Consider the following 10,279-nt stretch of genomic DNA (forward strand, 5'->3'; position numbering starts at 1 on the left):
TCATCAATCTTGCGCAGCGCCTCAGCAACAATCGCCCGACGATCCGGCCCCCCGACCGGCGCAGCACTCTTCTCGCTCAACTCAACCTCCCCGAGAGCCGCGCGAGCAGCTCGTCATCTGTCATACAGACCGAGCAGTAGCATCCAGTCGGTCGAACCCATCACGCTGGTAGATCTCCACGCAGCTGGAACGGCGGATCTTGCCGCTGGTCGTGATCGGGATGGCACCCGGCGACACCAGGACCAGGTCTCCACTCACCAGGCCGTGCGCCTTGGACAGCGCAGCGGTCACCTTGCGACGGACCTCGGTCAGCCTGTCCAGAATCTCCTCATCGGACCCCCCCTTGTTCTTGAACTCTGCGATCGTAACAAGCTGCTCGGAGTGGCTGTTCGGGATCGAGACCGCGGCGACACGCCCACCGGTGATCTCCTGCACGGTTGCCTCGATGTCGTCCGGGTAGTGGTTGCGCCCGTCGACGATCAGCAGGTCCTTGATCCGGCCGACGATGTAGAGCTCTCCGCCGGAGATGACACCGAGGTCGCCGGTCATCAGCCAGGGCCCCTGCGGTGTGCCCGGCGTGGGCTCGACGAGCTTGCCGCCGAAGGTAGCTTCGGTGGCCTGCTGGTTGTGCCAGTAGCCCGCCGCGACGTTGGGCCCGTGCGTCCAGATCTCGCCGACTTTGCCTTCCGGATTCTCGGTCTGGGTCTCCGGGTCCACGATACGCACGGTGCAGGCCCGAGGAACACCGCAGCTGACCAGCTCGACGCCGCCTTCGGCGCCACTGGGCTCAGCTGTACCGGCCGCCAGCTTGGTGTAGTCGAACCGCGCGGTCGGTGGCGGGTTTCCGGGGGTGTTGGACGTCAAGTAAACGCTCGCCTCGGCCAGCCCGTAGCCCGGACGCAGCGCGGCCGGGTTCACGTTGAACTTGGCGAATCGGTCGACGAAGCGTCGCAGCGTCGCGGCGTGAATGCGTTCCGCGCCGAAACAGAAGGTGTGCACATTGGCCAGGTCAAGACCCGCCATGTCCTCATCAGAGGTCCGCCGCACGGCCAACTCGTAGGCGAAGTTCGGTCCACCGGTGAAGCCGATCGGCTGGCGGGCCAGCTCCTGCATCCACCGGGCCGGCTTCGCCAGGAACGCCATCGGGCTCATGTGCACCGTGTGAAGGCCCAAGACCATCGGGTAGATGACGGTGCCGAGCAGGCCCAAGTCGTGGTAGAAGGGCATCCACGAAACGATGGTGAGTTCCGGGGGCGGCGTTCCGCCGGACAGCTCGAACGTGTCCGAAGCCATCTGCCACATGTTCGAAACTGCGTTGGCGTGGGTCACCATCACACCGGCCGGCGTCCGAGTCGAACCCGATGTGTACTGCAGGAATGCGATCTTGGTGTGCGCGGTGGCCGTCGGTGCCGCCGCCGGCTCGGAGTCGAGATCCAAGGCGTCGACCTCAATGACCACCGGCGGCTTTCCGCCCAGGCCCTTGATTGAGCTGGCGATGTCGCCGACAGCCGACGTGGTAGTCAGGATCGCGGCCGGGGCGCTGTCCCGCAGTGCCGCCGACACCCGCTCGTCGTGCACGCCGAACATCGGCACCGGCAGCGGGACGGCGATCAGGCCCGCTTCCAGCGCACCGTAGAACCCGACGATGTACTCCAGGCTCTGCGGGGCCAGAATCGCCACCCGGTCGCCCGGCGAGGCGCAGGTTGCCAGTTCTGCCGCCACTACCCGCACGCGGTTACGCAGCTGCGACCAGGTGACGGTTTCGCGGTAGCCGGCGGGGTCGACGTCGTAGTCGATGAACGTGTACGCAGGCTCGTCCGGCTTGTCCCGTTCGAGGTTCGCCAACAGGGTCGGGATGTGCGTTTCAGTTACCGACATTGCGTTGTCTTCTCCTTGTGCTGTCAGGTCCGTGGACCTCACCTGCTGAGTACTTCGGCCCCGTCGAGAGTCATTGCGCTTGCTGTTGAACTGACGGTTTCGCTGCGCAAGGTCCCTGCACAGCGGAGGTATGCAATTGGATTAGCGACATTTGGGATGGGCCCCCCGCGGGGATCAGCTCTGGCGGGCATCCCTGGCGGAGTTGCTCAGCTGAATACGTCAGCCTCAGCACAGGTCGGTTGCTCGCCCTGCCGGGTGGAGACGGGGGCGGGGACCTCCGAGCGCCGGGATCGACCGGCCGACACGGCCGGTGCGGATGATTCGACCAACGACACGGGTTACCCCTTCTGGATGTTTGAAACCTGCGCTAAAACTCCTTGGACCCCGACATCCCAGGTGTTTCCCTCCGGCGGAGGCTACCACGGACGCGCTGTTGACAGGCAATTTGTGGCCCACATCCAGCGCAAACGCAGCAGATCCGCCATACTAGCGGAGAAGTCAATTTCGTGCATCACGAGTAACTTCGGCACCAAGAGCCCATTAACAATCCAGACCGGGCCGGCCGGGTCAGCCCTGGCCGTACCGCGCGATCTTCTGCTCGATATCGCCGACCAGTTCCGGCAGGTGATCGTTGAGGTAGAAGTGGTGTCCGGGCGCGGTGAACACTCGCGCGCTGAATTCGGCGGTGGTGCGCTCGGCCCAGGGCCCGACCTTCTCGGCGGTGGCGACGTCATCTTCGTCACCATGGAACGCAAAGATGGGGCACGACACTTGCGCCTCGGGCGGGCAGTCGTAGTTCGCGATGGCTTTGAGGCCGCGCAGAGTCGGCAGAATCTTGGCCGCGAACTCCTCGTTCTCCAAGAATTCGGGGTTGACTCCCGTCATGGAGCTGACGGCGTCCAGTAGGCCGCGGTCGGACTCGGGAATGTTGTCGTAGCCGGCTCGTCCCGGGGCGCCCGCCGCCGACACGAACAACGCGGCAATCCGGTGTCCGTCCGCCTCGAATCGGCGGGCCACCTCGAACGCCAGCAGCGCACCCATGCTGTGCCCGAAAAAGGCGACCGGCCCGTCGGACGGGGCCGGCGGCGCGACGGTCTTGCAGACCTGGTCAGCAAGGTCTTCGATGCTGGTGAAGGCGCCGAGGTCGTGAGTTCCGCCCTTGCCCGGGTATTGCACTCCGATGCGCTTGACGTCGGTGGTGAACGTCTTGGAGAAGGGAACGTAGTACTGCGGCGATCCGCCGGCGTGCGGGAAGATGTAGAGCTTCGGCGTACGGTCAGTCACTCGGCAACCTTACCGGCGGGCCAAGACGCCGCGGCCCCCTCCCGCGCGCGGACCGGTGCACTAGCCGGTCGCGGCGTCCGGCGCGGCGAACGGCTCCCCCAGCTGCGGGATCGGGGTGTAGCCGTGCCGGCGTCCTCGGGCGACGCCCCGTCGGATCAAGGCGGCCGTGCCGACGAAACCGGCATGGTCGAGCGCCACGAACGGGGTCAGCAGCCGGTTGTGCACGAAGCCGATCGCCAGCCCGGAGGCGGGATCCGCCCAGCCCATCGACCCCCCGAGGCCGACGTGGCCGAAGCCGGGCAACACCGGCGCGAACGGGACCGCGTGATAACCCAGGTGGAACGCCAACGGAACGCCGACGGTGCGGTCCAGTTGCAGGCTGCGCGGACCGGTCAGCCCCGCCACCAGCCGGCGCGACAGGAGTTGGGTGCCGTCGATCTGCCCGCCGTTGGCCAGTGCGCCGTAGAGGCGAGCCAAGCCGCGGGCCGTGGCCACCCCGTTGAGGGAGGCGGCCTCGGTGTCCAGGAACGGGATGCCACCGCGAACGGTGTCCATCACGCCAGGGAAATAGATGGCGCCGAGCCCCCCGTACCGCGTCGCCGCGGCGGCCCTGGGCACCAGCAGGTCGATCACCGGGTTCCGGCGGCTGCGCTGCGGCATGATGATCTCCGCGGCGACAGTGGGAGCGCCGGCGGGTGGCCGGCCCAGGTGCAGGCCGTCGACACCGAGTGGCCCGGCCAGCTCCGTGCGGAACAGCTCGCGCATGCCGACGCCGGTGACGGCGCGAGCCAGCCCGGACACCAGCCAGCCGTAGGTCAGCGCGTGATAGGCCGGTTTGCCGCGTTCGGGCCCCGGCGCCGCAGCGGCCATTCGGGCTTCCATCGTCACGTGGTCCAGCAGGTCTGCCCTGCTGGCGCCGTTGAGGTGGGTCAGGCCGGCCCGGTGTCCCAACAGCTCGCGGACGGTTATCGCCGACTTGCCGTTTGCGCCGAACTCCGGCCAGTACTGCGCCACCGGCACGTCGTAGTCGAGCAGTCCCCGGTCGACCAGCCGGTGGATGACAGTCGAGGCCGCACCCTTGGTCGCCGAGAACACCATGGCTCCGGTGTCGGCCGACCACGGCACCTGCCCTGCCCGATCCGACCACCCGGTCCACACGTCCACCACGGGCTCGCCGTCGAGGTAGACCGCCAGCGCCCCGCCGCCGTAGCGGCGGCCCGGGAACATCGCGGCGAAGGCGCGCACAGCACAGGCGAAGTTCGGATCGGCCGCGCCGTGCACATTCGCCGGAAGCCCTGAACGGCGAATGTTGAGATGCTGTGTCATGGTTGGGAATCTACCGCGCCGACCCGCGAACATGAGCCGGATTACCGCACGCGCGTGCCACTAATCCCAGATGGCACCGAGGATGCGCTGGGCGGCCAGCGCAGGGGTCAGTTCTCCGCTGAGTACCTGCTGTTCCACCTCGGTGCGCACGTCTCGCACCGCCGGGTCCGACAGGGCTCGTTCGAGCACGGCGTCGCGCACCAACTGGCGGGTCCAATCCACCTGTTGCGCCCGTCGCCGGGCGTCGAATTCACCGGCGTCGATCAGCGTCTGTCGATGGCGCTCCACGGTCTCCCAAAATTCCGACAGCCCGGTGCCCTCGATCGCGCTCATCGTCAAAACCGGTGGTCGCCAAAGCGTTTCGCGGGGATAGATGAGCCGGATCGCGGTCGACAACTCCCGCGCAGCCATGCGCGCCTCGGCCAGGTGGTGGCCGTCGGCCTTGTTGACCACCACGATGTCGGCCAGCTCCAGCACACCCTTCTTGATGCCCTGCAACTGGTCACCGGTGCGGGCCAGCGTCAAGAACACGAAGGTGTCAACCATGTTGGCCACAGTGACCTCGGATTGGCCCACGCCGACGGTCTCGATCAGGATCACGTCGAAGCCGGCGGCCTCCAGCAGCACCACCGTCTCGCGGGTGGCCTTGGCGACCCCGCCCAGCGTGCCCGACGTCGGCGACGGCCGGATGTAGGCGCGTTCGTCCGCGCCCAACCGTTGCATCCGGGTCTTGTCGCCGAGGATCGAACCACCGGTGCGCGTCGACGACGGGTCGACCGCCAGTACCGCGACCCGGTGGCCTTGCTCGATGAGGTGCATTCCGAGGGCTTCGATGGTGGTCGACTTGCCCACCCCGGGAACACCGGTGATGCCCACCCGCCGAGCCCCGCCGGCATCCGGCAACAGCGCCAACAGCAGTTCCTGGGCTTGCTGGCGGTGATCGGCCCGAGAAGACTCGACCAGGGTGATGGCTCGGGGCAGCACGGAGCGGTCACCAGCGCGTACCGCCGCCGCCAACTCGGCAACGGTGTCAGACACGTTGTCGACCATCTACGTCGGGTCTGCCGCCGGTTCTGCCTGGTCGGCGAGCTCATAACCACGCTGGGACGCGAGGGTCTTCAGCAGGTCCACCGCAGCATCGGCGATCACCGTGCCAGGCGGGAAGATCGCGGTCGCCCCAGCGGCATAGAGCTCATCGAAGTCGCCGGGCGGAATGACTCCCCCGACCACGATCATGATGTCGGGCCGGCCCACTGCGGCCAGCGCGTCACGCAGCGCGGGCACCAACGTCAGGTGCCCGGCAGCCAGTGATGACACCCCGACCACGTGCACGTCGTTGTCCGCTGCCTGGCGCGCCACCTCGTCGGGGGTGGAGAACAGGGCGCCGACGTCCACGTCGAAGCCGATGTCGGCGAACGCGGTGGCGATCACCTTCTGGCCACGGTCATGCCCGTCCTGGCCCATCTTGGCGACCAGGATGCGGGGCCGACGGCCGTCGGCCTCGGCGAACTTCTCGACCAGGGCGGATGCGCTAGCGATATTGCTGCCTTTCCCGACTTCGTCGCGGTAGACGCCGGAGATCGTGCGGATCTCGGCCTGGTGGCGACCGTATACCTTCTCCAGAGCGTCGGAGATCTCGCCGAGCGTTGCCTTGGCCCGGGCGGCGTCGATCGCCAGTGCCAGCAGGTTGTTGCCGAGCCCGTCCTCCCCCGACTGGCCGCTGGCGCCGGCAGCCCGGGTCAGCTCGGCCAGGGCGGCCTGGCAGGCCGATTCGTCACGCTCGGCGCGCAGCGCTTGCAGCTTGGCCAGCTGTTCGGCGCGCACCCGACTGTTCTCGACCTTGAGGACCTCGATCTCTTGGTCTTCGGCGACCTGGTACTTGTTGACGCCGATCAGCGGCTGACGCCCGGAGTCGATCCGGGCCTGTGTGCGGGCGGCGGCTTCCTCGATGCGCAACTTCGGGATGCCGTCGCTGATCGCCTGGGCCATGCCGCCGTGCGCCTCGACCTCCTCGATGTGGGCCCGGGCTCGCTGCGCCAGCTGATGGGTCAGCCACTCCACGTAGTAGGAGCCGCCCCACGGGTCGATCGGCCGGGTGGTGCCCGACTCCTGCTGCAGCAGCAGCTGGGTGTTTCGGGCGATCCGGGCGGAGAAGTCGGTGGGCAGCGCCAGCGCCTCATCCAGGGCGTTGGTGTGCAGCGACTGGGTGTGCCCCTGGGTGGCGGCCATCGCCTCGATACAGGTACGCGCAACGTTGTTGAACACGTCCTGGGCGGTCAGCGACCAGCCGGAGGTCTGCGAATGCGTGCGCAGCGACAGCGATTTCGAGCTCTTGGGGTCAAACCGCGCGACCAGCTCGCTCCACAGCAGCCGTCCGGCCCGCAGCTTGGCCACCTCCATGAAGAAGTTCATGCCGATGCCCCAGAAGAACGACAGCCGAGGCGCGAACTTGTCGATGTCCAGGCCGGCGTCCAGACCGGCCTTGATGTAGTCCACTCCGTCGGCCAGGGTGTAGGCCAACTCCAGATCCGCTGTGGCACCGGCCTCTTGGATGTGGTAGCCCGAGATCGAGATCGAATTGAACTTCGGCATCTTGGCGCTGGTGTAGCCGAAGATGTCGGAGATGATCCGCATCGACGGCTTCGGCGGATAGATGTAGGTGTTGCGCACCATGAACTCTTTGAGGATGTCGTTCTGGATGGTGCCGGCCAGTTTCTCCGGCGGCACCCCCTGCTCCTCGGCGGCCACCACGTACAGCGCCAGGATCGGCAGCACGGCGCCGTTCATGGTCATCGAGACGCTGACCGCGCTGAGGTCGATCCCGTCGAACAGTTGCCGCATGTCGAGGATGGAATCGATTGCCACCCCGGCCATTCCGACGTCGCCCTGCACCCGGGGATGATCCGAGTCGTAGCCGCGGTGGGTGGCCAGGTCGAACGCGACCGACAGACCCTTCTGGCCGGCCGCGAGATTGCGGCGGTAGAACGCGTTGGAGTCCGCCGCGGTCGAGAACCCGGCGTACTGGCGGATCGTCCACGGCTGGTTGACGTACATCGTCGGGTACGGCCCGCGTACAAACGGCGCTTCACCGGGGAAGCTGTCCAGCGGGTAGCCCTCGGCGACCGCGGCGGAGCGATCGGCGGCGGTGTACACCGGCTTGACCGCAATTCCCTCCGGGGTCTGCCATTCCAGCTGCTCCGGTGTGTAGCCGTGCGCGGCCGCGGCGGCCGCGACGTGCTCGGCGACGGCGGCCTCGGTCACCGGTTCGGCGACGCGGTCACCGTGCAGCGCCACCTCGGCGAAACTGCCGAGCGTGCCGTGTGAGGTGCTCGTGGTCATGGCTCTCAGGCCCCCAATCGGGTCAGTAAGTCCGACAGCGCCTGCACCGCATCGATCTTCATGGTCAGGTAGTCGTCCGGCTTCGGATCGGTGTCGGCGTTGGGTCCGCCAGGGCCCCCTAGAGCCGTGGCCGGGCCCGCCAGATAGACCCGGTCGACTCCGGCGCTACGCGCCGCCTCGATGACTGCGGCCGCTTCGGCACCGTAGCGGGCATCGCTGCCGCACAGCACCGCCGCGGCGGGCGAGCCGGCGTCGGCGACGGCGGCGGCGACGGCGGCCACCTGCTCGGCGTCCACCGTGCCGGGGTTGATCACCGCGATGCCGCCGGAAGCCAGCAGGTTCGCCACGAATGTGGTCCGAATGTTGTGTTCGGCCATCGGCCCCAGCGGCAGCAGCAATACCTGCGGCCGGGCGCCGGTGCGCGCCAAGTACATGTCGGAGCGGTCACGCAACTCCTCGAACTGCGCCGCGTAGCGCCGCACACCGGCCGGGGAATTCTGCGTCGCGGATGGCGGCAACGGCGCCTCATCGAGGTTCGGGTACTCGTTGACCCCGGTGATCGCGCTGCGCCGATGTGCGATCTCGTCGGCCCGCGCGGCGGCCACCTCGGCGATCCGCTCGGCGATGTGCTCCCGCGCGGCCTCGAATCCGCCGAGCGCCTCGATCTCCTGGAATTGACGCCACGCCTGCTGCGCCAGCTGTTCGGTGAGGTCTTCGACGAACCAGGAGCCGCCCGCCGGGTCCAGCACCTGACCCAGGTGCGACTCCTCGAGCAGCAGCAGCTGGGTGTTGCGGGCGATCCGCCGCGAGAACGTCGTCGAGGTGCCGGGCTGCCCACCCGGAATCACCGCGTCGAACGGCCACACCAGCACGGTGTCGGCGCCGCCGACACCGGCGCCGAAGGCGGCCAGGGTGGTGCGCAGCATGTTCACCCACGGGTCACGCTGCGTCATCATCGCCAGAGACGTCTCGGCGTGGACGACGGCGGCGCCCGCTTCTGGCACCCCGGCGACCTCGGTGACCCGCGCCCAGAGTTGGCGCGCCGCCCGGATCTTGGCGATGGTGATGAACTGGTCGTCGTCGGCGGCGATCCGGAAGCTGACCTGGCGGGCGGCGTCGGCCACCGACAGGCCGGCCTCGGTGAGCACGCGCAGGTAGGCCACGGCCGCGGCCAAGCCGGCAGCCAACTCCCCCGACGCACCCGCGCCCAGGTTGTGCAGGGCCGGGCCGTTGACGGCGATAGCCCGCACCCCCGGATGGGCGGCGGCCCGCGCCGCCACCGCGACCACCTCGTCGATCGACGGCGCCGGACGGTCCGTCAGGGGCGCGGTCAGCGGGTCGGCACCCAGATCCACCGACAGGTTGGCGCGGTTGTCCGGGTCGAGCGCGTCGACCAGCGCCAGCATGGTCTCGGCGGCGGTGGCGTAGTCGCCGGCACCGGCACCGTCGAGAAGTACCGGAACCAGGTCCAGGTAGACGTCGTCGAATACGCCCCGCAACTCGGCGGCCGGCACCCCGGTGTCCCCGACCCGCAGGGTCAGCGCGCTGACCCCGTCCGTCAGGGCACTCAGAACGGCGCCGTTGGCGTCAGTGGCCGAACCCGGCCCGCCGATGGGAAAGACCTCGGCGACCTTCCAGCCGGTGTTGACATCGCGGCGGGCGTCGGCACCGCGCACGAAGGGCCACTGGCCCGGCAACGGTGGCTCCGGCCGGGCGTCCAGCGCGGTGTAGAGCGCCCGGACGGCGAAGCCGCCCTGCCCCGCCAGCCCCTCCACCGGGGTGTCCAGCAGTCGCTCCGGCTCACCGCCGGTCTCGGCGTCGATATCGGCCGGCTCGCGGCGCGCGCTCTTGGCCAGCACCCCGGCCACGGCCGCACGCCAGCGGGCCCGGGCCTGCTGGATGCCGGCGGGTTCGGCGGACACCTCGATTGACACCGGCGACTCCTGTGGTTACTCGCGAGTAACTGTGGAAGCGCTACCCGACATGTGTCAACCAGGCTAAATGATGCCGATCAGCCGAGACGGGTGAGGTGTGCCGAGCGGCGAAACTCCCGCTGAGTGACACGAGGTGTTCACCCACGGCCCGTAGTCTTGGGCGCTGTGACGCCCGCCTCGACCCGAATCGCGCAGGTGCTGCGTGGCACCCGGTCGGCAGTCCTCGCCACCGCGCTGCAAGTGGGGCTGCGACGATTGGCGTTGACCACGGCGGTCATCCTGAGCTTGGTCGCGGTGGCGCTGCTGGTCCCGGTGCCCTCCGCCGTACAGCTGCGGGACTGGGCGCAGACGTTGGGGCCGTGGTTTCCGGTGGCGTTTCTGCTGGCCCACACGGTCGTGACGGTGTTCCCGTTTCCACGGACCGCCTTCACGTTGGCCGCCGGCCTGCTGTTCGGCCCGTGGCTGGGCGTCCTGCTTGCCGTGGTGGCCAGCGCATTGCTGTCTCTTATACACATCTG

General features: G+C 68.5%; 6 protein-coding genes and 1 pseudogene. 1 reads left to right on the plus strand and 6 read right to left on the minus strand.

Going from position 1 to position 10,279, the window contains the following annotated elements:
* Positions 1-120 precede the first annotated feature (120 nt).
* The 6 genes from LI94_RS18180 to mutA all read right to left on the minus strand — a co-directional run bounded on the left by LI94_RS18180 (position 121) and on the right by mutA (position 9,761).
* Positions 121-1,878, minus strand: a complete 1,758-nt coding sequence (locus LI94_RS18180; protein WP_024443422.1) for an AMP-binding protein — start codon at positions 1,876-1,878, stop codon at positions 121-123.
* A 567-nt stretch (positions 1,879-2,445) separates the two neighbouring features.
* Positions 2,446-3,162 carry an alpha/beta fold hydrolase gene (locus tag LI94_RS18185; protein ID WP_024443421.1) on the minus strand — a complete coding sequence of 239 codons (717 nt, stop codon included), beginning with the start codon at positions 3,160-3,162 and terminating at the stop codon, positions 2,446-2,448.
* A 60-nt stretch (positions 3,163-3,222) separates the two neighbouring features.
* A complete protein-coding gene (locus LI94_RS18190) occupies positions 3,223-4,488 on the minus strand; it encodes a serine hydrolase domain-containing protein (protein WP_046302072.1) in 1,266 nt (421 codons plus the stop codon).
* A 60-nt stretch (positions 4,489-4,548) separates the two neighbouring features.
* Positions 4,549-5,538, minus strand: coding sequence for a methylmalonyl Co-A mutase-associated GTPase MeaB (gene meaB, locus LI94_RS18195; protein ID WP_024443419.1), 990 nt, complete (start codon positions 5,536-5,538; stop codon positions 4,549-4,551).
* Entirely contained in the window at positions 5,539-7,827 is a 2,289-nt protein-coding gene (gene scpA / locus LI94_RS18200; protein ID WP_024443418.1) for a methylmalonyl-CoA mutase, read from the minus strand.
* 5 nt (positions 7,828-7,832) lie between these two features.
* Positions 7,833-9,761, minus strand: coding sequence for a methylmalonyl-CoA mutase small subunit (gene mutA, locus LI94_RS18205; protein WP_024443417.1), 1,929 nt, complete (start codon positions 9,759-9,761; stop codon positions 7,833-7,835).
* 165 nt (positions 9,762-9,926) lie between these two features.
* Between mutA and LI94_RS18210 the strand changes: the two are divergent.
* A pseudogene (locus tag LI94_RS18210) lies at positions 9,927-10,279 on the plus strand (hypothetical protein); the annotation flags it as partial.

This window comes from Mycobacterium sp. UM_Kg27, from assembly GCF_000972905.1.
GTDB lineage: Bacteria > Actinomycetota > Actinomycetes > Mycobacteriales > Mycobacteriaceae > Mycobacterium.

What these genes read in the sequence shown, in the direction of transcription:
- LI94_RS18190 (WP_046302072.1), bottom strand. Translation starts at nt 4,488, where the DNA reads ATGACACAGCATCTCAACATTCGCCGTTCAGGGCTTCCGGCGAATGTG.
- scpA (WP_024443418.1), bottom strand. Translation starts at nt 7,827, where the DNA reads ATGACCACGAGCACCTCACACGGCACGCTCGGCAGTTTCGCCGAGGTG.
- meaB (WP_024443419.1), bottom strand. Translation starts at nt 5,538, where the DNA reads ATGGTCGACAACGTGTCTGACACCGTTGCCGAGTTGGCGGCGGCGGTA.
- LI94_RS18180 (WP_024443422.1), bottom strand. Translation starts at nt 1,878, where the DNA reads ATGTCGGTAACTGAAACGCACATCCCGACCCTGTTGGCGAACCTCGAA.